Genomic DNA, 22,391 nt, shown 5'->3' on the forward strand with positions numbered 1-22,391 from the left:
GGACTGTACACGCGCCCGGAACGACGAAAACCAGGTGACCGAACGGCCCAGTCCCGGCGAGAATCCACCGGTGGCCCACTGGACCGTTCAGCCCGTCCCGGTCGGCAGCGCGCCGGCCCGTGCCCTCGTCCGCACCTACCTGGCGGACATCATCGGCCGCTACTACGGCCGGCCGGCGGTCGGGGCGGAGGTGGACCAGGCCCTCGCCGACGACCCGACCGACGACCTGGTCGCGTTCTTCGTCGGCCGCCTCGACGGCCGGCCGCTGGGCTGCGCCGGCTTCCGGATGGTGAGTTCGGAAACAGCCGAGCTGAAACGGTTGTTCGTCCATTCGGAGGCACGCGGGCAGGGTGGTGGAGCAGCGCTGCTGGCGGCGGTCGAGGAGGCCGCTGTCTCAATTGGTGCTTCGTCCGTTCGCCTGGACACCCGCTCTGACCTGGTCGAAGCCCGGAAGCTGTACGCCCGGCACGGTTACCGTGAGGTAGCACCCTTCAACGACGACCGCTATGCGGAGCACTGGTTCGAAAAGCGGCTATAGCAGCTATCAGGTTTCGGCATCACCCGTGTGACCTCTCCCACTTGACAGTGAATAACGCCCCCAGTTGAGTATGTGGCGAAAGTCGGCCGCGGATATGAAATGGGGATCAGTCCAGTGGCTTTCGCCGTTGAGTTGACATTTCGTGATGCGCGGCAGGTGCGTAGATCCATTCATCTGGCCCATCGCGAATACTGGCGCCCGCTCGCCGAGCAGGGTGTGTTGGTCGGTACCGGGCCGTGGGCGGACGGGTCCGGCGTGCTGTTGATCTGCCAGGTGCCCGACGAGGCCGCGGCGCGCGATCTGGTGCGCGGCGACCCGTACGTGCGGTCGCAGTCCATCGCCGAGGTCCGCATCCGCCAGTGGCACGTGCTGTTGGGCGTGCCGGAGGGAGAGCGGGTGCCGGGCATGGTCCGGCCGCGCGACGGCCAGAGCGCCGACTCCCGGGCCCGCGAGCCGCTGACGCCGCACGAGCACCGGATCGCGCTGATGATGTTGGAGGGCATGACCAACCGGCAGATCGCCGAGCACTTCTCGGTGTCCACCCGGGCGGTCGAACTGCACATCACCCGCATCTACCGCAAGCTCGACATCGGCCGGCGCGCCCAGTTGGCCGCCGCGATGCCGTGGGGTCAGCGCTCGTACCTGTGACCGGGCTTCGACGGGGGTCTCGACGGCAGCCGCCGCCGCCGGGACCCTTGCCCGTCCACCCGGGTGGCACGCCCGCGCTCCGGGACCACTCCGGGTTCACGTGAGCAACTCCGCCCGGGACGTCACGCCCAGCTTGCGCAGCACCCGCGCCACGTGCTGCTCGACCGTGCGCGGCGACAGGAACAGCACGTCGGCGATCTCCCGGTTGGTGCGCCCCTGCGCCAGCAACCGGGCCACGTCCTGCTCGCGCGGTGACAGCGCGTTGCCGTAGCCGCGCCGTCCCCGCCGGGACGGCGTCGCCACGCCCGCGCCGCGCACCAGGTGCCGGCACCGGGCCGCGTCCCGGCTCGCGCCCAGCGCGTCGAACCGGCCGGCCACCTCGCCGAGCGCGGCCACCGCCGCCTCGTCCCCGCTCTCCAAGCCGCACAACGCGATCCGCTCGGACAGCAGCGCCGAGTAGTAGGCCAGCCCGAGCGCGTCGGCCGCCCGCCGCGCCTCCCGCAACAGGTGCGCCGCGTGCTCGTCGTGCCCGCCGGCCAGCAGCGCCCGGCACGTCTTGAGCGCCACGTGCGCCAGCGGCGCGTCGAGTTCGGCGATGCCGGCGGTGAACTCCGCCACGAGCTTCGCCGCGTCCTGCACCCGCCCGGCGGCGGTGTAGGCGTCCACGGCGGCCGGCGCGAGCTCGCCCGCCCACGCCCACACCCCCTTGCGCCGCAGCAGGTCCAGCCCCCGGTCGGCCTCCACGCAGGCGCGCGGCAGGTTCCCGCGCTCGAACGCCAGCCGGGACAGCGCGGCGAACCCGCTCAGCGCCACCGGCGTGATCGCGGTCTCCACCGACCGCACGCCGCTGTCGGCCAGGTACCGCTCGGCGGCCTCCCAGTCACCGCGCGCCAGCGCCAGGCAGCCGAGCACCAGCGACGCCTCGCTGGCCACCGGCAGGAGTTCGCGGTACTCCTCCAGCAGCCGCGCGGACCGGGCGGCGAGCGACCCCCAGTCGCCGGAGTACCAGTCGAGGTGGATCTGGGTGGACTGGCCGGTGCTCGCGGTGAACGGCACGCCCGCCCCCACGGTCAGCCGCAGGCCGCGGGTCAGGAAGTCGCGGGACAGCTCGAAGTGGCCGACGAGCATCCCCGCGTCGGCGATGTTGCAGTGCGCCCGCGCCAGGTGCCGCCGGGTCTCCACGTCCGGCGAGGTCGCGGGCAGCCGGTCCAGCTCGGCGACCACGGAGGCGTCGCCGATCGACAGCCGCGAGCCGAGTTCGTTGGCCAGCAACGAGTACCGGACGTCCGGGTCCTCGACGGCGGCGATGTAGGCGTCCACCACGCCCATCCACCGCAGGTGCTCGGCCAGCGGCGTGCTGCCGATGAACGGCTGCCCCAGCACGGCCCGCGCGTGCATCGCCAGGTTCGGCTTGTCGGACAGCTCCTCCACCGCCTGCTCCAGCTGCACCCGCGCGGCGACCGTGCTGCCGAACTGCCGGATCAGCAGGAAACCCAGGTTCATCCGGACCTCGCCGCGCGCGCCCCGGGACAGCCGCCGGTCGTTGAGCAGCCACTCCAGCGTGGTGCGCGGGTCGTGCTGGTCGACGCCGCCGCGCGCGACCTGGCCCAGCTTCACCGCCAGCCGGTCCACGTCGGCCGCGGTCAGCGTGGCCTCGTCCAGCAGCCGCTGGTAGAGCCGGGTGGCGGTGGACGCGTCGCCGACCTCCAGCGCGCGGTCGGCGGCGGCCTCGCCGTGCCGCAGCCAGTCGGCCAGCCGGCCGGCCCGCAGGCTGTGCTCGGCCAGCTGCATGAACGGCCGGGGCACCGCGCCCTCCAGCGCCGCCAACGCCCTCAGGTGCAGCCGCTGCCGGTCCGGCCCGGTCATCGTGTCGTAGACGGCCTGCTGCGCCAGCGAGTGCCGGTAGCCGTACCGGGCGTCCTCGGCCTCGTGCAGCACGCCGCTGTGCAGGGCGTGGGTCAGCGCGGCCCGCGCCCGGTCCGGCTCCACCGCGCCGACCTCGGCGAGCAGCGCCTCGCTCGCCGGCACACCCAGCACGGCGGCGGCGTGCGCGATCCGCCGCCCGGTCGTGGGCAGCCGGTCCAGCCGCTCGGCCATCGCGTCGCGCAGCAGCGCGGGCACCTCGACCTCGTCCAGCAGCCGCCAGTCCGGGTCGCGCAGCGCGCGCAGCATCTCCTCCACGACGAACGGGATGCCGGCGGTGCGCTCGTGCAGCCGGGCGGCGAACTCGGCCGGCACGCCCTCGACGCCCAGGATCGCGGCGGTCAGGTCGTGCACCTGCGCGACGTCGAGCGGGTTCAGCTCCACGACGACCCCGGCCACGCCCGCGGGCGGCCGGTAGGCGCTGCCCAGCGGCATCCCGCCGGGCGCGTCCTCGCGCCGGTAGGTGACCAGGACGGTGAGGTTCGCGGGCGGGTCGGCCATCAGGAACCGCAGCAGGTGCCGGCAGCCGTCGTCGGCCCAGTGCAGGTCCTCCACGACCAGCAGCACCGGGCCGAGCGCGGCGACCACCTCGCGCACCGCGCGGAACAGGTGGTGGCGCTCCTGGCGGGGGTCCTCCGGGCGCGGCGGCGGCTCCGGCAGCCGGTCGGCGATCTCGGGCAGCAGCGGTCGCAGCACGCCGGTGACCGGGCTCAGCGGCACCCGGCCGAGCAGCCCGCCGACCGTGCGCAGCGCGTCGAGCACCGCGCCGTAGGGGAACGGTTCGCGCAGCGGCTGGCAGAACCCCGTCAGCACGCGCAGCGGCGCGACCTCCGGCCGGTGCAGCAACTCGCGGACCAACCGGCTCTTCCCGACCCCCGCCTCCCCTTCGACCAGGGCTACGGACGGCTGCGCGGCGACGGCTCCGAGCAGCGCCTCCAGCTCGTCGACCCGACCGACCAGGACGGGGGAACTGGTGCGCGGTGGCGTCATGCGGAGACTCCCGGTGATCGGCCGATCCCGGTGTTGGCACCCGGATCGTTCACGGACAGCACCTCCCGCGTTCACAGCCCGCGGCAGGGGGCGGACTGCTCCGTTCGGCGCAACGGGTGCCGGAAGGCACTGCGGAATGCATTCCGGGGCACCGCTCTGCGCGCGTTGCGGATCCTCCGGCCGTGGTGCGCGGAACGTGGGTCAGCTCACAATTCTAGGCGATCACGGCCCGATCGCCGAATGCTCCTACTCGTCGGTAACTCATATTCAGGGGTCTTTCGTGCGCAAGCTCGCCGCCGGTCCGGCCGCCGTGGGGCGCGTCGCGGGTTGTCCGTCCGAGGAGGAGAAACCCCAGCTCAAGCCAGGTCCCAGGGTCACCGGCCGGGCCATCTCGGGTGCCGGGTCGAATTGCGGCGGCGGGACCACGGCTACGACGTCGACCGGGTGTCGGCCGGCTATTCGGGGCGGGCGCTCGGCGGGGGTTTCAGGGGTAGAGCAGGCGGTGCAGGCCGCGCATCGCCAGCCGGTAGCCGTCGCCCGCGAAACCGTTGCGCGCCAACGCCGCTCGTGCCGCGTTCGCGCCTGCCGCGCCGTGCACGCCACCGCCCGGGTGCGCCGACGCGCCGGCCAGGAACAGCCGGTCGACCGGGGTGTCCGGCCGGCCCGTGCCCGGCACCGGGCGGAACACCAGTTGCTGGTGCAGCGCCGCCGAACCCGCGTTGGTCGAGCCGCCGACCAGGCTCGCGTTGCGCGCCGCCAACTCCGCCGGGCCCTGCACCGAGCGGGCCAGCACCAGGTCGCGGAAGCCCGGCGCGTGGTGCTCGATGAGCGCCTCGACCCGGTCCGCCCGACGGCGTGCCCGGTCCGGCGTCCACTTCTCGCCGCGCGGCACGTGGGTGTACGCCCAGGCCGCTTCGGTGCCCGCCGGCGACCGAGTCGGGTCGGCCGTGGTCATCTGGCCCAGGATCAGGAACGGGGTGCGCGGCAGCCGCCCGGTGGTCAGCTCCGTGCTCGACGCGGACAGGCCGTTGAGGTCGCCGCCCAGGTGGACGGTGCCCGCGCCGCGCGCCTCGGTCGCCGTCCACGGGATCGGCCCGGACAGCGCCCAGTCCACCTTGACCGTCGCGTGGTCCCAGGCGAAGCCCGCCAGGTCGGCCACCAGCCGGGCGGGCAGGTGGTCCGGACCGACGAGGCCGAGGTAGAGGGCCGGCGCGGGCACGTCCGCCAGCACCGCCCGCCGGGCCCGCACCAGGCCGCCCGCGGCGTCGCGCACGCCGAGCGCCCGCCCGCCGGCGACCACGACCCGGTCGACCGCGCGGCTGCACTGGACCTTGCCGCCCAGCCGGCGCACCAGCGCCGCGGTCAGCCGGCCGGCGCCGCCCTCGGGCACCGGGAAGCCGACGTCCTGGCCGAGCATCGACAGCAGCCAGCCGAACATCGTGCCGCCCGCGTCGTCCGGGCCCAGGTCGGTGTGCATCGCGTTGCCCGCCACCAACAGCGGCGCGCCCTCGCCGGTGAACCGCTCGCCGGCGTAGGACCGGACCGGCTGCACCGCCATCCGCGCGAACCGCAGCGCCTCGGCCGCGCCGAGCGCGCGCAGCAGCCCGGCACCGGCGCGCACCGGCGGGAACGGCCGGGTGAGCGCCTCCATCAGGTGCTCGCGAACCCGTTGCCAGGCAACGAACTCCGCCCGCCACGCGGCCCCGTCGCCGGCGCCGAAGGACTCGACCGACGCGGCGGTCCGGTCGAGGTCGCGGGAGAGCAGCACGGCCCGGTCGTCGGGCAGCACGTGGGCGAGCACGTCCGGCGCGTGCCGCCAGCGCAGCCCGTGCCGTTCCAGCTCCAGCCCGGCCAACACCGGGGAGCCGACGCCCAGCGGGTAGAACGCGCTGAACACGTCGTTGTGAAAGCCGGGCGCGGTCAGCTCGGCGGTGCGCACCGCGCCGCCGGGCTCGTCGGCGGCTTCCAGCACCGCGACCTCCCAGCCCGCGTCGGCCAGCAGGTTCGCCGCGACCAGCCCGTTCGGGCCGGACCCGATCACCACCGCGTCCACGTCGTCGCCCACGGGACCCCCTCGGCTTCGGACACCAGACGTCCGGGCCACGGTACGCCGGAACGCCGCCCGTGCCGACCCCGAATTCCGTCGGCCGTCCACAGTGGAGGGTCTTGGCGCTGATCAGGGTCGGTGTGAAGGGTGAAAAGCCCGCTGCCGCGCCCTTGCGGACGCGGCAGCGGGTGTCGCCACGAGCAGCGGCCTGCGAAGTGCTGCTACTTCGAGCCGCCACCGAGGCCGGCGCGGCGCAGGGCTTCGGCCATCGCGCCGTTGGCGGGCGGGCGTTCCTGGCGCTGCTGGCGTTGTGGCTGCTGCTGGCGAGGACGGCCGCCACCGCCGCCACCGCCGCCGCGCTGCTGCCGGTTTTCCTGCGGTGCCTTGCGGCCCGGCTCGTCCTGCAACCGCAGCGTCAGGCCGATCCGCTTGCGCGGGATGTCGACCTCCAGCACCTTCACCCGCACCACGTCACCGGACTTCACGACGTCGCGCGGGTCCTTGACGTAGTTGTCCGACAGCGCCGAGATGTGCACCAGGCCGTCCTGGTGCACGCCGATGTCGACGAACGCGCCGAACGCGGCCACGTTGGTCACCACGCCCTCCAGCACCATGCCCGGCTGGAGGTCGCCCAGCTTCTCCACGCCGTCGGCGAAGGTCGCCGTCTTGAACGCCGGCCGCGGGTCGCGCCCCGGCTTCTCCAGCTCGCGCAGGATGTCGGTGATGGTCGGCAGACCGAACTTCTCGTCCACGAAGTCGGCCGGTCGCAACGACTTGAGCACCGCGGTGTTGCCGATCAGCTCGGCCTTGGCGTGCTGCTGGATGCGCCGCACCACCGGGTACGCCTCGGGGTGCACCGACGAGCCGTCCAGCGGGTCGTCGCCGTTGGGGATGCGCAGGAAGCCCGCGCACTGCTCGAAAGCCTTGGGCCCCAGGCGCGGCACGTCCTTGAGCGCGGTCCGCGACCGGAACGGGCCGTTGGAGTCGCGGTGCTGCACGATGTTCTCCGCGAGGCCCGCGGTGATGCCCGAGACGCGGGTCAGCAGCGGCGCGGACGCGGTGTTCAGGTCGACGCCGACGGCGTTCACGCAGTCCTCGACCACGGCGTCCAGCGAGCGGGAGAGCTTCGACTCGGACAGGTCGTGCTGGTACTGGCCGACGCCGATCGACTTCGGGTCGATCTTGACCAGCTCGGCCAGCGGGTCCTGCAACCGGCGGGCGATGCTGACCGCGCCGCGCAGCGAGACGTCCATGCCGGGCAGTTCGGCGGAGGCGAACGCCGACGCGGAGTAGACCGACGCGCCCGCCTCGGACACCACGACCTTGGTCAGCTTGAGGTCGGCGTGCCGCTTGAGCACGTCGGCGGCGAGCTTGTCGGTCTCCCGGGACGCGGTGCCGTTGCCGATCGCGATCAGTTCCACGTCGTGCTTCTTCGCCAACGCGGCGATCTTGGCGATCGACTCGTCCCAGCGGTTCGCGGGCACGTGCGGGAAGATCGTGTCGGTGGCGACGACCTTGCCGGTCGCGTCCACCACGGCCACCTTGACGCCGGTGCGGAAGCCGGGGTCCAGCCCCATCGTGGCGCGGGTGCCGGCGGGTGCGGCGAGCAGCAGGTCGCGCAGGTTCGAGGCGAACACCCGGACCGCCTCGTCCTCGGCGAACTGGCGCAGCCGGGAGCGCAGGTCGATGCCCAGGTGGACCAGGATCCGGGTGCGCCAGGCCCAGCGCACGGTGTCGGACAGCCAGCGGTCGGCCGGGCGGCCCCGGTCGTCCACGCCGAAGCGGGACGCGATGCGCGCCTCGTAGCCGGTGGGCTCCTCGGCGTCGCCGGCGTCGAACTGGAGGTCGAGGACCTCCTCCTTCTCACCGCGCAGCAGCGCGAGGATGCGGTGCGACGGGAGCTTGGTGAACGGCTCGGAGAAGTCGAAGTAGTCGGCGAACTTGGCGCCCTCCTCCTCCTTGCCCTCGCGGACCTTGGCGGCGACCTGGCCCATGCCCCACATGCGTTCGCGCAGCTCGCCGATCAGGTCGCCGTCCTCGCCGAAGCGCTCGACCAGGATCGCCCGCGCGCCCTGAAGCGCGGCGGCGGCGTCCGCGACCTCCTCGGTCAGGTACGCCTGCGCGGCCTCCTGCGGGTCGGTCGTGGGATCGTTCAACAACCCGTCGGCGAGGGGTTCGAGCCCCTGCTCGCGCGCGATCTGCGCCTTGGTGCGCCGCTTGGGCTTGTAGGGCAGGTAGAGGTCTTCGAGGCGGGCCTTGGAGTCGGCGGCCAGGATCGAGGCTTCCAGCGCGTCGTCGAGCTTGCCCTGCGACCGGATCGAGTCGAGCACCGCGGCCCGGCGCTCCTCCAGCTCGCGCAGGTAGCCAAGCCGCTCTTCCAGCGTCCGGAGCTGGGTGTCGTCCAGCGCGCCGGTCGCCTCCTTGCGGTAGCGGGCGATGAACGGCACGGTCGAGCCCCCGTCGAGCAGGTCGACGGCCGCACCGACCTGTCCGGCGCGCACGCCCAGCTCGTCGGCGATCCTCTGGTGGATGGCTGTGGTCACACCAGGCATTGTGCCCGCACGCTCCCCGTGCGGGGGTGGAGGGGCGGCTATGGGCGGGTCGGGCGACGTTCCGGCCGTTCGGGTGAACGAGGTGATCCACCGGTAACGGAAGGTTGCGCCGAACGACCTAGTTGACACCCCTGTTTGCCAGGAGGTGTGAACATGTCGGATCTCGACACCACCACCGCCGAACGCGCACTGAGGACGGCGGTCGAGGCGTACGGACTCGTGTGGCACGACGCGCGCGGCGCAGCGATCCCGGGCGCCGCCCTGCGGGACGTCCTCCTCCGCGCGACGGAGAAACCGCGCAAACTCGTCGTGCACGGCGCGAAGGTCACCGGCGAGTTCTGTCTCGAAGCGGGAGCGGTCGCGTTCCCCGTGAAGTTCGAGGACTGCGAGTTCGACGAGGCGCCCAACCTCGAACAGACCCGCTTCCCCGGCCTGTACCTGGTCCGGTGCCGGCTGCCCGGCCTGCACGGGACGCAGCTCGGCGCGGAGACGAACCTGGTGCTGCGCGACTGTGAGGTCGCCGGCACGGTCGAGTTGACCGGGGCGGCGATCAAGGGGCAACTCTGGCTGACCGGGAGCCGGCTGCGCGCCCTCGGTGGCGCGGCCCTCAAGGCGGACGGCATTGTCGTCGGTCAGGATCTGCTGTTCGACCGGGGGTTCCGGGCCGAGGGCAGGGTGCGGATGGTGGGTGCCCGGCTCGGCGGGCAGCTCATCTGTACCGAGGCGGCCTTCCGCGATCCCGGCGGAGTGGCGCTGGAGCTGGACGGCGCGATCGTCACCGAGGACACCTTCTGGAGCAGCGGGTTCCTCGCCGAGGGCGTGGTGTCGGTGTGCTGCGCGAAGCTGGAGGGCAAGCTCGACTGCTCGGGCGGGACCTTCCGCAACCCCGGCCGGGTGGCGTTGAGCGCGGAAGGGCTGCGGGTGCAGGGGGACGTGCTGTTCGCCGGCGGCGCGGTCGAGGGCGGGGCGAACCTCACCGGCTGTGCCGTGGGTGGTCGGCTGGACCTGACCGGCGGTCGGTTCTCCGACCCCGGGCGCACCGCCTTGGACCTGGCCAGGGCCCACGTGGCGCAGAACCTGGTGTGCCGCAGCGGTTTCGTTGCCCAAGGTCTGGTGCTGCTGGCCGGCGCGGAGATCGGGGGCGGCCTGTGGTGCGAGGGCGGGCACTTCGACAACGGCACCGACACCGCGCTGGACGCGACCGGCGTGATCGTGCACCGGGACGTGCGCCTCGGGCGGATCCCGGAGAGCGACAGCGGGTTCCACGCACAAGGTGGCGTGGTGCTCAGCGGCGCGACCGTGGCCGGCGACTTCGACTGCACCGGCGGGGACTTCGCCAACCCCGATCGCGTGTCCCTCGTGGCGAAGGGAATGTCGGTCAAGCGGGACGTGACGATGCGGACCGGGTTCGTCGCCGGCGGATCGGTGGACCTGACCGGGACCAAGGTGGACGGCAGCCTCGACTGCGGCGGCGGCGTGTTCGGCAACTCCGGCCGGGCGTTCTGCGGCGACCACGTGGAGGTCGGGCAGTCGGCGGTCTTCGACCGGGCGCGTGCCGCCGGTCAGATCCGGCTGTGCGGGGCGCGGATCGCGAACCGGCTCACCTTCGCCAGGACGACCATCTCCGGCGACGAGAAGGCGTTGCTGCTCAACGGCGCGGTCGTCGGCGGCCAACTCCGGTTGGTGTTCCCGACCAAACCCGCGGGCGGCATCCACCTGTGCCAGGTGCGGGCCGCCTACCTCGACGACCGCGAGTCCCGCTGGCCGGACCGGGTGAAGCTGTACGAGTTCGTGTACGGGGCCCTGCCCAACGACGGCGTGGACGTGAAGAGCCGCCTCCAGTGGTTGGGCCGCCACCACAAGTACGCGCCGCAGGTGTACACCCAGCTCGCCAGGACCTACGAGCTGTCCGGGATGCACGACAGCGCGAAACGCGTGCTGATGGCCGCCGAGGACGCGCGCCGGGCCTCCCGGCAGGGGGTGAGCCGCCGCCTGGTGATCGCCTTCGACTGGCTGCTGAAGTACACCGTGGGGTACGGCTACCGGCCGTTGTGGGTGCTGTACTGGTTCTTCGGCCTGCTCGTGCTGGGGTGGCGGCTGTTCTCGCACATCGGTGAGAGCGGGTTCCACCACGCCAAAACGGGTGAGAGCGCGACGCACCAGCCGTTCCTCTACACCCTCGACCTGCTGCTGCCGGTGGTCAGCCTGAGGCAGCGGGACCTGTGGGTGGTCGAGGGTGCGGCGCTGTGGTGGTCGACGGCGTTCACGGTGCTGGGGTGGGTGTTGGCGATCTGCCTGGTGACGGGTCTCGGCAAGGCGTTCAAGCGCGAGCTGTAGACCCGTTGTCAGGCCGGGCGGCGCGCTCTGTCCACAGTGGATCGTCCGGATGGGTGCGCCATCTCGTGCCCGCCTGCCGGCGGAGGTCGTGGCGGCGCGTGCGCGGTTCGCGGCCCTGGGACGTGGATCGGGTGCCGGCATTCACGCCGAACCCCCGGCCAAGGGGCTCGGGATGTGAAAGGGTCGTGACATGCGTTGCGGAATCGTGCTGCCGTTCTTCGACGCCCCGGACGTGGCGTCGTGCGCCGAACTCGCCGAGCGGGCGGGGTGGGACGGGGTGTTCCTGGCCGAGTCGGTGTGGGGGGTCGACGCCTGGATCGCGTTGACCGCCGCGGCGATGCGCACGTCGTCGCTGGTCGTGGGCACGATGCTGACCCCGCTGCCCCGGGTCAGGCCGTGGGACTTGGCCTCCAGGGTGGGCACGCTGGACCGGTTGTCCGGCGGGCGGGTCCGGCTCGCGGTCGGGTTGGGCGCGCTGCACCCCGGCTGGACGGCGTTCGAGCGCGACGAGGGGCGGGCGGAGCGCGCGCTGCTGCTGGACGAGGGGCTCGCGGTCTACGACGGGTTGATGCGCGGGCAGCCGTTCTCCTTCCACGGCAAGCGCTACCGGGTCGAGCCGACGGACTTCTTCCCGCCGCCGCCTCCCGTGCAACGCCCGCGCGTGCCGGTCTGGGTGGTCGGCGCCCACCCCCGCCCGGTGTCGCTGCGGCGCGCCGCGCGCTGGGACGGCCTGCTGCCCAACATCGTCGGCGAAGGCGAGGCGCGCGGCCCGGCGAACCCGGACGAACTCGCGCGCATCGTGGCGGACGTGCGGGCCCTGCGGGAGGCCGAGGGTCTGCCGTGGGACGGGTACGACGTGATCGCCGAGGGCGTGAGCCCGGTCGACCTCGACGCCTGGGCGCAGGCCGGGGCGACGTGGTGGATCGAATCGGACTGGGAGACCACGCCGGACGCGGTCCGCGACCGAGTCGCCGCCGGCCCACCGCGCTGAGCGCCCGCCGTGCCGGACGGCCGGGCTGAGCAGCCGCAGCGCCGGGCTGAGCGGGCCGTGACGTCGGGTGAGTGCGGTGATGCCGGGAAGGACGGTGCTGTGGCCAGGTCGCCGGCTGCTCGGGTGTGGGCTGTCGGCGGATCTGGCGCGCGGGGTCGGCGACCTGGCGCGGCTGTCCGGCGGTCGGCTGCGGCCGGCCTCCGGGTTCGGTGCCTACGACACTGTGGTGCGGAGGGCCGTGCGGTCGGACGGTCGGGTGCCGGTCAGGGCTAGGTAGTCGCGGTTGAGGTGGGGCTGGTCGGCGTACCCGCACTCGGCGGCGACGGTCGCGGGTGGGGCGTCGCGCAGCAGGGTGACCGCGCGGTGCAGGCGCAGGACGCGGGCGGCGGTTTTCGGGGGTAGGCCGATCTCGGCGTGGAACCGGGCGGTCAGGTGCTGCCTGGTCCAGCCGAGCTCGGCGGCGAGGTCGGCGATGCGCAGCGTGCCGTGGGTCTGGGCCAACCGTCGCCACGCGTGGCGCACGCTCGGGTCGGGGCGGTGGCCTTCGACGATCCGGGTGGTCAGGTGGTGGTCGAGGGCGGCGAAGCGGGCTTGCGGGGTCGGCAGCCCGGCCAGGTGCTCGGCCAGCAGGTGGGCGTCCGGCACCAGGTCTGCCAGGCCCACCGACGTGTTGGTCAGTCCGCGCAGCGGGCCGAACAGGGCGTGCGCGGCCAACGGCGAGAGGCCGATGGTGATGCCGACCGCACGGCCCTCCTGGCTCGCGAACAGCGGACGGTCGCGCAGGCCGTTCACCGGTGACCACGGCAGGTCGGGGCGGTGCGGGGTCACCAGGTCGAGCATCACGGTCACGGCGGCCAGCGGGGCGACCGTCCAGTGGTGGGGTTCGCCGGCGTTGTCGTGCGCGCTGTAGGACAGCACGCCGGGAGCCGCCGAGGAGCCGAACACCAGGGGCTCGACGCGCGCGACCTGGTCGTGGGGCACGACGATCGACCAGCCGACCATGCCGCCACCTTACTTTCGTCCAATACGGCCAAGCGCCGGATTTCCTACTGTTCGCGCCATGGACACGGGGGTATTCGCAGGCCAGGAAGCCGAGAATCGCTATCGGGCGGTCTACCGGGAGGTGTGGGCGACGTGCCCGGAACCCGACGAGGTGCTGGACGTGCCGACATCGTTCGGCCCGACAAGGGTCTACCGGTTCGGGTCGGTGGGGGAGTCGCTCGTGCTGCTGCCGGGCATGGCGGCCACCGCCGCCGGGTGGGGCGCGGAACTCGCCCGGTACGCCGACGGCCACACCGTCTACGCCGTCGACACGCTGGGGGAGCCCGGGTTGAGCGTGCAGACCGCGCCGATCCGGACCGCCGTCGACCGAGGGCTGTGGGTGCACGAGGTGGTCGCCGGGCTGGGGTTGGCGCGGGCGCACCTGGTCGGGGCGTCGACCGGCGGGTGGCACGCGACCGCAGCGGCGGTGCACGCGCCGCAGCGGGTCGCGTCGGTGAGCCTGCTCGACCCCACGGCGGTGACGGTCGGGTTCGGGTTCGGCGTGCTCTGGCGCGCGCCGCTGACCCGCGTGCTCGGCTGGGAGTGGTTCCTGCGGTGGGCCGGGCCGGGCGAGGACTTCCGGCTGGTCCTGGCCGGGATCGCGGAGTACCGGGCCCGGCCCGCGCCGCAGGTGCCGTTCGGCGACGCGCTGCGGCCGGTGCGGGTGCCCGTGCTCGCGATCTTCGGCCGGCACAGCACCGTGCACAACGGCGAACGCGCGGCGCGGCGGATGCGTGAGTTCGTGCCGCACGCCGAGGTCGAGGTCTGGGAGTGCGGGCACCGGATCGACGCCGCCGAGCGCGTCGCGCGATTCGTGCGACGATTCGGGGCGTGATCGAACTCCCCGGGCCGGTCGGGTTCGTGCTGGGCGGCGGTGGCAGCCTGGGCGCGGGCCAGGTCGGCATGCTGCGGGCGTTGGCGGAGCACGACGTCGCGCCGGACCTGGTCGTGGGCACGTCGGTGGGCTCGGTGAACGGCGCGCTGCTCGCGCTCGACCCGGCGCACGCGTTCACCCGGCTCGGCCGGATCTGGGAGCACATGACCCGGCCGAGGGTGTTCCCCGGCGGGCTGTGGGCGCAGGCCAGGACGTTGCGGCAGCACCGCACGCACCTGTTCCCGAACACCGGGCTGGCGCAGGTGCTGGCGTTCGGGCTGGACGGCGCGGCCGACTTCGCCGACCTGGCGCTGCCGTTCGGCGCGGTCGCGGTCGACTCGGTGGCCGGCACGGCGGTGACGCTGACGTCGGGCGACCTGGTGTCGGCGGTGCTGGCCAGCGCCGCCATCCCCGGCATCTACCCGCCCGTGCACCGCGAGGGACGGGTGCTCTACGACGGCGGGGTGCTGGCGAACGTGCCGATCCGGCAGGCGCTGGCGATGGGCGCGCAGTCGTTGGTGGTGCTGGACTGCGCGTTCCCCGGGCACCTGCCGTCGGTGCCGGAGAACATCGCCGAGACGCTGCTGTTCTGGGCCACGCTGGGGATGCGCAACCAGGCCGTGCTGGAGGTGGAGCTGGCGTCGACCTCGGTGCCGGTGCTGTACCTGCCGGGCCCGCCCGTGCAGCCGGTGACGCCGTTGGACTTCGGGCACACCGCCGAGCTGATCGCCTCGTCCTACGAGGCGTCCACGCGGTTCCTCGACACCGTCGCGGTGGCCGGGCCGGGCCTCTACGGCCACCCCTCGGGCCTGCGCTAGCCGCTCACCCGGTGGTCGGCCGGTCCAGGAACTTGGCCCACGTGGTGCGGGAGAAGGAAAGCCGTGGACCGGACGGGTGCTTCGAGTCGCGCACGTGGGTGGCGTCGGCGGTCAGCCGCACTTCGACGCACGCGGGGTTGTCGGCGCTGTAGCTCGACTTGAACCAGCCGGAACGCGTCACTCGAACTCCTTCGCCACCTGCTCGATCAGGTTCAGTGAACCGGCTCGGTCGAGCGCGGAACCCATGGCCTGCCCGTATGCCAGAGTGTACTCGCGTACACGCAACGGTTGGTCGATCAGATCGGTGGACGAGACGCTCTCCTGCCACCCGAGGTCGGGGAGCCGACTGCTGGCGAAGCCGAAGAGGTAGAAGCCGGAGCCGCCGAGCGCGTTGTAGTAGTCGGCTTCGAAGGGGATGACCCGGACTTCGAGGTTGTCCGGGTGCCGCTCGATCCGGGACGCCAGGTGGCGCAGCTGCTCGGCCATCACGGCGCGACCGCCGATGTGTTGGCGCAGCGTGGATTCGGTGAGCAGGGCGGTCACTTCCAGCGGGTCGTCGCCGGCCAGCCGTTGCTGTCGCCTGAGCCGCACCTCGACCCGGCGGTGCGCCTCGGCGAGCTTGATGGTCGGGCCGCCGCCGGTCATCACCGCCAGCGCGTAAGCCTCGGTCTGGAGCAGCCCGGAGATGAGCCCGGTGCTGTAGGTGCGAACGGACTCGGCGCCGTGCTCGAAGCCGAAGAACCGCAGCATCTCCGCGTTGTACATGGCCGAGTACGGCGCCCACCAGCCCGGCTGCTTCGCGGCTTCGCGCAGGGCGTGCAGCTCGGCGGTCTCGGCGTCGGTGAAGTCGAGCACCGCCGCGAGCTCGGTCAGCTTGGTGTCGTTGATCTTGAGCTTGCCCATCTCGACGCCGGAGACGTAGGACTGCGTGTTGCCCACCGCCCGACCGGCGGCCGCGGCGGTGAGACCCGCCGATTCGCGGCGTTCCCGCAGGCGGAGGCCCAGTTCCAGAGCGGCGATGGTCGGTGAGACAGGTGCCATGTTGCAGCCTTTCACTCGATAGTGGGATACGACTTGCTTGTATTAACGCTGATTGAGCATGGTAGCGGTGAATCATTGATCTCCGTGGGAGGCAAGCCGTGAGCATGGCGCGAGTTCACCTCTGGGCCGAGGTGCCCGACGACGTCCGGATCAACTACGAGATCGAGCCCGGTGGTGGTGGCGTCCTGTTCAAGATCGGCAAGGACGTCGAGCTCACCGCCACCCGACAGGGCATGGCGGTGATCGCCGAGCACGCCGCCGAGGCCGTCAAGCTGGCCGAGGAGATCCACACCGAGATGCGGGTCCGCAAGGGGCGGCCCGTCGACTAGGGGTCAGCCCGCGGTGGCGGCGGTGAGCTCGTCGAAGCCAGCGCGGATGCCGTCGGCCAGGACGTGGGCGTCGGGGACGCCGTCGAAGTCCGCGGTCACGCCGAAGGTGATCCGGTCGAGGTAGGAGAAGATCCCGATGCTGATCCGGACCTTGGCGGCGATCGGCACGTACGGGTAGATCTCGGTCAGCTTGCGGCCCAGTACGTACAGCGGGATTCGCGGGCCGGGGACGTTCGTCGTCACCGTCTGGAGCAGTTGCTGCGGGAAGCGCATGGCGGTCCGCGAGCCGAGCGCGAGCAGGGCCGGGGCGGCGAAGTCGCCCAGGCTGGTCAGCACGTCCGCGCCGGCCGCCTGGCGGCTGCCCTTCAGGTCGTCCATCTGCTCCCGCACGCTCGCCAGGCGCACCAGCGGGTCCGGCTCGGCCACCGGGAGGTTCACCAGGATCGCGCTGACCCGGTTGGTCAGCAGGCCCTTCTCGGCGGGCGAGCGCACCGAGACCGGGACCATCGTGCGCACCACCAGGCCGTCGACCAGTTCGTCGCGCTTGGTGAGCAGATCGCGGAAAGCCCTGGTCACGGCCGCCAGGATGATGTCGTTGACGGTTCCGCCGGTGACCTTGCGGATCTGCTTGACCTCCGGCAGGCCCGCCCTGGCCCACAGCCACCGCCGGTGCGGGCCGATCCGGCCGTTCAACGACTTCGGCGTGCCGACCGCGAGCCGGCGGGCGGTGTCGGGCAGGCTGCCCAGCACCGCCCGCCCCACGTCCACGACCTCCGAGGCGCTGCGCAGCCGGCGGGCCGGCACGGGGACGGCCGCCAGGTGCTTGACCGGGGTGAGCACCGCGTCCCGGACGCCGTCGACCACCAGGTCCAGCGTCGACGGGCTCGGGTCCGGGGTCCACGAGGTCGGCGCGGGCAGCTCCGCGTCGGCCCGCCGGTCGAGCAGCACCCGCATCAGGTCGGTGCCCGCGATGCCGTCGACCATGCAGTGGTGGACCTTGGAGATGATCGCCCACCGGCCGTCCTCCAGGCCCTCGACCAGCCACACCTCCCAGAGCGGTTTGGCCAGGTCCAGACGTTGCGCGAACAGCCGGCCGGCCAGGTTGCGGAGCTGGTCGTCGGCACCCGGCACCGGGACCGCGGTGTGCCGGACGTGGTAGAGGATCTGGAAGTGCTCGTCGTCCACCCACACCGGGCGGCCCAGGTGCAGCGGCAGGGACCGCACGCGCTGCCGGTAGCGGGGGACGGTGCCGAGCTTCGCCGCGAACAGGCGCACGACGTCGCCGTAGGTCGGCGCGGGGCCCTCGAACACCAGGACCGAGCCGACGTGCATCGGGACGTTCTCGTCCTCGATGAAGAAGAACCCGGCGTCCATCGCGTTCATGCGGTCCATGCGGCGACCGTAGGACGGTGCCCGCCGGGCGTCGAGTTGTATCCGGGACTGGTGCAGCCAGCACTTGAGAAACATCATGGTTGTCAGGGGCGCTCACGACGAGCGGAGGGGAGGGGCCATGTCGGCACTGCCGGACATCCCGCCACCGGATCCGATCCCGCTGGACCGGCCCGAGCTGCGGGTGGTCCCCGAATCGGCTCCCGGACTGCTCTGGTACCTGACCGAGCCGACCCGCGCCGTGGTGGACCTGGGGCAGTTCGCGGCCACCCGGTCGCTGCTGCGCGCGGCACCCAGCGGCGACGGGCACACCGTGCTGGTCCTGCCGGGTCTCGGGGCCGCTGACGGGTCCACCGGGATGCTGCGCAAGTTCCTGGTCGGCCTCGGCTACGACGTGCACGGGTGGGGCCTGGGGCGCAACATCGGGCCGTCGGTCGGGGTCGTGCACGGGATGCGCGCGCTGCTGCGCGGGCTCGCCGAGGACCGGCCGGTCAGCCTGGTCGGCTGGAGCCTGGGCGGCATCTTCGCCCGCGAACTCGCCCGCGAGCACCCCGACCTGGTCCGCCAGGTCGTCACGCTGGGCAGCCCGTACGCGATGACCGACCTGCGGCAGACCCGGGTCAACCCGGTGTACCGCCTGCTGGCCCGGTTCTACGTGGCGGGCGCGGACCTGCCGCCGCCCGAGCACACCCGGCCGCCGATCCCGGTCCCGGCCACCTCGGTGTACTCGAAGTCCGACGGCATCGTGGCGTGGCGGACCTGCGTCTCGGAGCCGGGACCGCGCCGGGAGAACGTGGCGGTCGCGTCCAGCCACCTCGGGTACGGCTACAACTCGACGGTCTGGTGGGTCGTCGCGGACCGCCTCGCGCAGGCCGAGGGCGAGTGGTCGCCGTTCACCCCGCCGCCCGGCATGGCCCGGATGTTCCCGGCCGGCTGACGGCGGACTCCCGAAGTCACTCGCAGTACTCATCCGGTGCACACCTTGTGTTCGCCGTGCCGCCACCCCAGGGTTTCGCGTGGCCCGTTGGCTTGGCCACCGGGCCACACCCCTGACGGAAGGTGGAGCACGATGCTGTCTCCTGCACGGCTTTCCCCGGTGCGGAAGGTGGCCGCGACGCTGGTCGCGGCCGTCGCGCTGTCGGTCTTCGGCACCACGCCGGCATCGGCGGCGACCGACTCCGAACTGGCGCTGCACTGGGCACCGGTCCACTACCAGGACACCGACTCCTCCGACCACGACGCCGACTACCTGTCCACTGTGGACTTCGACGGCGACTGGAACGCGCAGAACAACTGGGAGGGCCAGGACGACGTGCTGTCCCGGCTGACCGGCGCGGCCTACTACTCGGTGGTGGAGACCTCCACCCACTGGTTCATCGTCTACAGCTTCTACCACCCGCGCGACTGGGAGGACTTCCCCGACCCGTTCGGCCAGTTCACCCACGAGAACGACATGGAGGGCCTGCTGGCGACGGTCCGCAAGGACGGCAGCGCGTTCGGCAAGCTCGAAGCCGTGGTCACCGTGGCGCACAGCGACTTCTACTCCTACGTGCCCGCCGGCAGCACGTACACCGGCGGCCGGGAGAACGTCGACGGCACGTTGCTGGTGCAGGACCAGCGCCCCACCACCCGTCAGGAAGCCAAGGGCCACGGGCTCTACGCGTGGAACGGCGCGGAGTTCCCCGGCGGTGACGGCGTGGTCTACGTGCCGAGCACCACCGGCGAGGTCCCCTCGTCCGGCAACGACCGTTCGGTGGCCTACCGGCTGGTCGACACGTTCGCGCCGGGCGGGCTCTGGGCGCGCCGGGCGGACGCGGCGACGTTCGCGAGCTGGGGCACGTTCCGGGGTGACAACGGTAAGAAGAACGCCGCTAACAGTGCTTGGGGCTGGGACGACGGCAACGACGGCAGCGACCTCCAGCGCGGCCTGCTCGCCACCGACCCGGCCTACCTGGTGTCGGTGTACTTCGCCAACCGGGGCGACTTCAGCCTGACCTACACCCGCAACGCCTACCGCTGACTGGTCGTGAAGATTCGGCCTGTCCTCCTTTCGCCGAACAGTTCGACTGCCAGAGCTGAGCCGTTCCGGCGCGGTGCCGGCCTCGCGCACTTCGGGGTCGGGCGCGGGCCGTAGTCGCCATCACTCCAATCGGTGGTCACGGGCGGAACACCACCTCGTCCGTGACCATCTCGATCTACGCTCCGGCCATGGCCACACAGACGCCGCCGATGCTCGCCCGCGTGGTGACCGAAGTCCTCGCGCCATGGGTGCTCGTGCTGAGCCTGCCGGTGCTGGTCGCCTGGCACGCGACGCGCAGCGTGGTGCCCACAGTGGTGTGGGGCCTGGTGGTCGGGGTGACCGGGTCGGTGATCCCGATGCTGGTCGTGGTCCGGGGCGCGCGGCGCGGGTTGTGGCAGGGCCACCACGTGACCAACCGCGAAGGCCGCCTGGTGCCGCTGTTCACCTGCGCGTTGTCGCTCGGTGCCGGGATCGCGGCGCTGGTGCTGGGCGACGCGCCGCACCGGATGGTGGCGTTGGCGCTGTCGATGTTCCTCTGCCTGGTGGTGAGCATCGCGATCACGTTCGTCGCTCCGGTGCCCGGCGGGCGGGGCTGGAAGATCTCCGTGCACACGGCCGTCGCGGCGGGCGCGCTGGCCGTGCTGCTGGTGACGTTCGGCCTGTGGACGCTGGTGTTCCTGCCCGCCGTGGCGCTGGTCGGGTGGTCGCGGGTGGCGTTGGGGGACCACACCGTGGCCCAGGTCGTGGGCGGCGTCGTGCTGGGGCTGGTGGTGGGCGGTCTGACGTTCTGGTGGCTGGCGTGAGGGCGCTCACGGCCCGTGCGCCCGGGGGCCGCCCTACCCTCCAGGGATGACGCTGAGACTGGACCTGTCCGGCCCGGTGGCCACGTTGACCATCGACCGGCCCGCCAAGCGCAACGCCCTGAGCTACGACATGTGGTCGTCGTTGCCGGGGTTGCTGGCCCGGGTCCAGGACGCGGCCGACGTGCGGGTGCTGGTGATCCGGGGCGGCGAGCACTTCTCGGCGGGCGCGGACATCAGCGAGTTCTCGACGTTGCGCAGCGGCGCGGACGGCGCGGCCCGCTACCACGAGGCGGTGCACGGCGGGGAGCGCGCGATCGCCACGCTCGGCAAGCCGACCATCGCCGCGATCACCGGGTTCTGCATCGGCGGCGGGTGCGAGATCGCGCTGGCGTGCGACCTGCGGATCGCCTCGGACGGCGCCCGGTTCGGCATCACGCCCGCGAAGCTCGGGATCGTCTACGACCTGCGGTCCACCAAGCGGCTGGTCGACGTCGTCGGGCCCGCGTGGGCCAAGCAGATCCTGTTCTCCGGCGAGATCCTCGACTCGGCGACGGCCCTGCGGATCGGACTGGTCAACGAGGTGCACGCGGACGTGGACGCCCGGGTCAAGGAACTGTCCGAGGTGATCGCGTCACGGGCGGGGGTGAGCGTGCGCGGGGCGAAGACGATCGTGGAACGGATCACCGACGGGCAGCACGAAGACGACGACGCGGTACGTGCGCTGTACGACGAGGCCGTGCACAGCGCCGAGTACGCGGAAGGCGTCGCGGCGTTCATGCAAAAGCGTTCGCCGAGGTTCTGAGCGCGCGGCCGGCGTTCCGGGCGTGATCAGGGTGAAGGCCGTGGCCGGCCCGTCGCTGACGCCCGACGAGGCCGGCACGGGGCTGGCCACGGTGCTGGCTACGGGGCTGCCGTACGTGGCGGACGAGAGCCGAGTTCCGACCGGCGGAGGAGGCGTGACGTGGCCGGCTCGACGACAGCCGGTGTCACCCGCTCGGCGGTTGTCACCGCCGTCCTGCCTGAATTGATCGGGATGATGCTCCGAAGTGGAGACGAGCCGCGGTAGATCCGGGTATTTTCGGGTAGTCCACGGAGCGAGGAGCCGCCGGCCTACCCGTAGTTGAGAGCAGGCCGCACCGGGTTTCACCGGCACGGCACCGCCGTGACGCCGGAAGCAGAGGACGGGTGGACCCACCTGCCGCCGGCGGCTCCCCTCGCACCCCGTGGTCAGCCCTTGAGCACCTCGCGCAGCCGGGGCTCGAACGCCACCGCGTCCTCGGCGAAACCGATGTGGCCGCCGGGGAACAGCGTCGGCTCGGTGCCCAGTGCCGCGGTCAGCGCGCGGGACGTGCGCTCGCACAGCTGACCGGTCGACTCCTCGCCCAGACCGATCAGCAGCCGGGTCGGGGTCGCGCGCAGGACGTCGAGGTCGGGCACCCAGCGGGTGGTCGGGCGCAGCATCCGGTTGTGCTGGTACTCGTCGTCGGCCACGTCCTGCGCGGGCCGCTCGCCGCCCAGCATGTGCTCGACCACCTCGTCGGGCAGGAAGATGTTCGCCACCTCCAGGAACTTGCGGAACGCGGCCACCGGGTCGCCCGTCTGGTGGATGGCGATGATCTCGTCGGTCTTCGCGCGCAGCTCCGCGCGGTCGTCGAGCAGCTCGTTGAGCGGCGGCTCGTGGGCGATCGCGGTGTGCACGACCTCCGGGTGCGCCTGCACCAGCGCCAGCACGCTGACCGCGCCGCCGCTGGAGCCCAGCACCGCGGCCGGGCCGGCGTCGACGTGCCGGATCAGCCGGTACAGGTCGTCGGCGCGCAGCTCCGGGGTCGAGTCGAGCCCGCGGTCGTCCACCGGGCTGCGGTTGATGCCGCGCGGGTCGGTGGTGAGCACGGTGTGGTCGGTGGCCAGCAGGTCGGCCAGCGGCTCGAACGCCCGCGCGTCCATCGGCGCGCCGACCAGCACCACCAGCGGGCCGCTGCCGCGCAGTTCGTAGTGCAGGGACGCGTGGTCGACCCGGAGCGAGTCGGCGATGGCGGTGGTCATGGGGGTC

Annotated in this window: 19 protein-coding genes; 11 read left to right on the forward strand and 8 right to left on the reverse strand. The window is 72.7% G+C overall.

The annotated features are described in order from the left end of the window. The first annotated feature begins 70 nt into the window (after positions 1-70). Entirely contained in the window at positions 71-538 is a 468-nt protein-coding gene (locus tag BN6_RS12390) for a GNAT family N-acetyltransferase (protein ID WP_041316593.1), read from the forward strand. Positions 539-637: 99 nt separating this feature from the next. Next, positions 638-1,186, forward strand: a complete 549-nt coding sequence (locus BN6_RS12395; RefSeq protein WP_041312653.1) for a LuxR C-terminal-related transcriptional regulator — start codon at positions 638-640, stop codon at positions 1,184-1,186. Between the two features lie 96 nt (positions 1,187-1,282). On the opposite strand, the gene BN6_RS12400 is transcribed toward BN6_RS12395, so the two are convergent. The 3 genes from BN6_RS12400 to BN6_RS12410 all read right to left on the reverse strand — a co-directional run bounded on the left by BN6_RS12400 (position 1,283) and on the right by BN6_RS12410 (position 8,698). After that, positions 1,283-4,099 carry an ATP-binding protein gene (locus BN6_RS12400; protein ID WP_015099980.1) on the reverse strand — a complete coding sequence of 939 codons (2,817 nt, stop codon included), beginning with the start codon at positions 4,097-4,099 and terminating at the stop codon, positions 1,283-1,285. Positions 4,100-4,583: 484 nt separating this feature from the next. Then, the gene (locus tag BN6_RS12405; RefSeq protein WP_015099981.1) at positions 4,584-6,164 is read right to left on the reverse strand and encodes a phytoene desaturase family protein; all 1,581 of its coding nucleotides are present in this window, start codon (positions 6,162-6,164) and stop codon (positions 4,584-4,586) included. A gap of 203 nt (positions 6,165-6,367) precedes the next feature. Continuing rightward, on the reverse strand, positions 6,368-8,698 hold the full coding sequence (locus BN6_RS12410; RefSeq protein ID WP_015099982.1) for a Tex family protein: 2,331 nt from the start codon (positions 8,696-8,698) through the stop codon (positions 6,368-6,370). A gap of 153 nt (positions 8,699-8,851) precedes the next feature. Between BN6_RS12410 and BN6_RS12415 the strand changes: the two genes are divergently transcribed. Further along, positions 8,852-11,035, forward strand: a complete 2,184-nt coding sequence (locus tag BN6_RS12415) for a hypothetical protein (RefSeq protein WP_015099983.1) — start codon at positions 8,852-8,854, stop codon at positions 11,033-11,035. A gap of 190 nt (positions 11,036-11,225) precedes the next feature. Beyond that, the gene (locus BN6_RS12420) at positions 11,226-12,026 is read left to right on the forward strand and encodes an LLM class flavin-dependent oxidoreductase (protein ID WP_015099984.1); all 801 of its coding nucleotides are present in this window, start codon (positions 11,226-11,228) and stop codon (positions 12,024-12,026) included. A gap of 213 nt (positions 12,027-12,239) precedes the next feature. Here the strand turns inward: BN6_RS12420 and BN6_RS12425 are convergent, their stop codons facing one another. Continuing rightward, complete coding sequence (locus BN6_RS12425) at positions 12,240-13,028, reverse strand: helix-turn-helix domain-containing protein (RefSeq protein ID WP_015099985.1); 789 nt, start codon at positions 13,026-13,028, stop codon at positions 12,240-12,242. Between the two features lie 58 nt (positions 13,029-13,086). Here BN6_RS12425 and BN6_RS12430 point away from each other — a divergent pair, with 58 nt between their 5' ends. Both BN6_RS12430 and BN6_RS12435 read left to right on the forward strand, forming a co-directional pair. After that, a complete protein-coding gene (locus BN6_RS12430) occupies positions 13,087-13,902 on the forward strand; it encodes an alpha/beta fold hydrolase (RefSeq protein ID WP_063641799.1) in 816 nt (271 codons plus the stop codon). After that, complete coding sequence (locus BN6_RS12435) at positions 13,899-14,759, forward strand: patatin-like phospholipase family protein (RefSeq protein WP_041312659.1); 861 nt, start codon at positions 13,899-13,901, stop codon at positions 14,757-14,759. Before BN6_RS12430 ends, BN6_RS12435 begins: the two co-directional genes overlap by 4 nt. 4 nt (positions 14,760-14,763) lie before the next feature. Here the strand turns inward: BN6_RS12435 and BN6_RS42925 are convergent, their stop codons facing one another. Both BN6_RS42925 and BN6_RS12440 read right to left on the reverse strand, forming a co-directional pair. Continuing rightward, positions 14,764-14,940 carry a DUF397 domain-containing protein gene (locus tag BN6_RS42925; RefSeq protein WP_015099988.1) on the reverse strand — a complete coding sequence of 59 codons (177 nt, stop codon included), beginning with the start codon at positions 14,938-14,940 and terminating at the stop codon, positions 14,764-14,766. Then, entirely contained in the window at positions 14,937-15,800 is an 864-nt protein-coding gene (locus BN6_RS12440; RefSeq protein ID WP_015099989.1) for a helix-turn-helix domain-containing protein, read from the reverse strand. Before BN6_RS12440 ends, BN6_RS42925 begins: the two co-directional genes overlap by 4 nt. A gap of 104 nt (positions 15,801-15,904) precedes the next feature. On the opposite strand from BN6_RS12440, the gene BN6_RS12445 reads away from it, so the two are divergent. Next, the gene (locus tag BN6_RS12445) at positions 15,905-16,129 is read left to right on the forward strand and encodes a hypothetical protein (RefSeq protein ID WP_015099990.1); all 225 of its coding nucleotides are present in this window, start codon (positions 15,905-15,907) and stop codon (positions 16,127-16,129) included. Positions 16,130-16,132: 3 nt separating this feature from the next. Here the strand turns inward: BN6_RS12445 and BN6_RS12450 are convergent, their stop codons facing one another. Next, on the reverse strand, positions 16,133-17,521 hold the full coding sequence (locus BN6_RS12450) for a WS/DGAT/MGAT family O-acyltransferase (RefSeq protein WP_015099991.1): 1,389 nt from the start codon (positions 17,519-17,521) through the stop codon (positions 16,133-16,135). 118 nt (positions 17,522-17,639) lie between these two features. Between BN6_RS12450 and BN6_RS12455 the strand changes: the two genes are divergently transcribed. The 4 genes from BN6_RS12455 to BN6_RS12470 all read left to right on the forward strand — a co-directional run bounded on the left by BN6_RS12455 (position 17,640) and on the right by BN6_RS12470 (position 21,143). Beyond that, complete coding sequence (locus BN6_RS12455) at positions 17,640-18,455, forward strand: esterase/lipase family protein (protein WP_015099992.1); 816 nt, start codon at positions 17,640-17,642, stop codon at positions 18,453-18,455. Positions 18,456-18,587: 132 nt separating this feature from the next. Beyond that, the gene (locus tag BN6_RS12460) at positions 18,588-19,538 is read left to right on the forward strand and encodes a hypothetical protein (protein ID WP_015099993.1); all 951 of its coding nucleotides are present in this window, start codon (positions 18,588-18,590) and stop codon (positions 19,536-19,538) included. Positions 19,539-19,726: 188 nt separating this feature from the next. Beyond that, a complete protein-coding gene (locus BN6_RS12465) occupies positions 19,727-20,341 on the forward strand; it encodes a phosphatase PAP2 family protein (protein WP_041316598.1) in 615 nt (204 codons plus the stop codon). A gap of 46 nt (positions 20,342-20,387) precedes the next feature. Beyond that, positions 20,388-21,143, forward strand: coding sequence for an enoyl-CoA hydratase/isomerase family protein (locus tag BN6_RS12470; protein ID WP_015099995.1), 756 nt, complete (start codon positions 20,388-20,390; stop codon positions 21,141-21,143). Between the two features lie 425 nt (positions 21,144-21,568). Here BN6_RS12470 and BN6_RS12475 read toward each other — a convergent pair whose 3' ends face one another. Continuing rightward, complete coding sequence (locus BN6_RS12475) at positions 21,569-22,384, reverse strand: alpha/beta fold hydrolase (protein ID WP_015099997.1); 816 nt, start codon at positions 22,382-22,384, stop codon at positions 21,569-21,571. Positions 22,385-22,391 lie beyond the last annotated feature (7 nt).

Origin of the sequence: Saccharothrix espanaensis DSM 44229 (assembly GCF_000328705.1) — a bacterium.
In the GTDB taxonomy this organism is placed as follows: Bacteria; Actinomycetota; Actinomycetes; order Mycobacteriales; family Pseudonocardiaceae; genus Actinosynnema; species Actinosynnema espanaense.

Coding starts and splice junctions, on each gene's coding strand:
- BN6_RS12395 (WP_041312653.1), top strand. CDS start 638: ATGGGGATCAGTCCAGTGGCTTTCGCCGTTGAGTTGACATTTCGTGAT.
- BN6_RS12400 (WP_015099980.1), bottom strand. CDS start 4,099: ATGACGCCACCGCGCACCAGTTCCCCCGTCCTGGTCGGTCGGGTCGAC.
- BN6_RS12410 (WP_015099982.1), bottom strand. CDS start 8,698: ATGCCTGGTGTGACCACAGCCATCCACCAGAGGATCGCCGACGAGCTG.
- BN6_RS12415 (WP_015099983.1), top strand. CDS start 8,852: ATGTCGGATCTCGACACCACCACCGCCGAACGCGCACTGAGGACGGCG.
- BN6_RS12420 (WP_015099984.1), top strand. CDS start 11,226: ATGCGTTGCGGAATCGTGCTGCCGTTCTTCGACGCCCCGGACGTGGCG.
- BN6_RS12425 (WP_015099985.1), bottom strand. CDS start 13,028: ATGGTCGGCTGGTCGATCGTCGTGCCCCACGACCAGGTCGCGCGCGTC.
- BN6_RS12430 (WP_063641799.1), top strand. CDS start 13,087: ATGGACACGGGGGTATTCGCAGGCCAGGAAGCCGAGAATCGCTATCGG.
- BN6_RS12440 (WP_015099989.1), bottom strand. CDS start 15,800: ATGGCACCTGTCTCACCGACCATCGCCGCTCTGGAACTGGGCCTCCGC.
- BN6_RS12445 (WP_015099990.1), top strand. CDS start 15,905: ATGGCGCGAGTTCACCTCTGGGCCGAGGTGCCCGACGACGTCCGGATC.
- BN6_RS12450 (WP_015099991.1), bottom strand. CDS start 17,521: ATGGACCGCATGAACGCGATGGACGCCGGGTTCTTCTTCATCGAGGAC.
- BN6_RS12455 (WP_015099992.1), top strand. CDS start 17,640: ATGTCGGCACTGCCGGACATCCCGCCACCGGATCCGATCCCGCTGGAC.
- BN6_RS12460 (WP_015099993.1), top strand. CDS start 18,588: ATGCTGTCTCCTGCACGGCTTTCCCCGGTGCGGAAGGTGGCCGCGACG.
- BN6_RS12465 (WP_041316598.1), top strand. CDS start 19,727: ATGGCCACACAGACGCCGCCGATGCTCGCCCGCGTGGTGACCGAAGTC.
- BN6_RS12470 (WP_015099995.1), top strand. CDS start 20,388: ATGACGCTGAGACTGGACCTGTCCGGCCCGGTGGCCACGTTGACCATC.
- BN6_RS12475 (WP_015099997.1), bottom strand. CDS start 22,384: ATGACCACCGCCATCGCCGACTCGCTCCGGGTCGACCACGCGTCCCTG.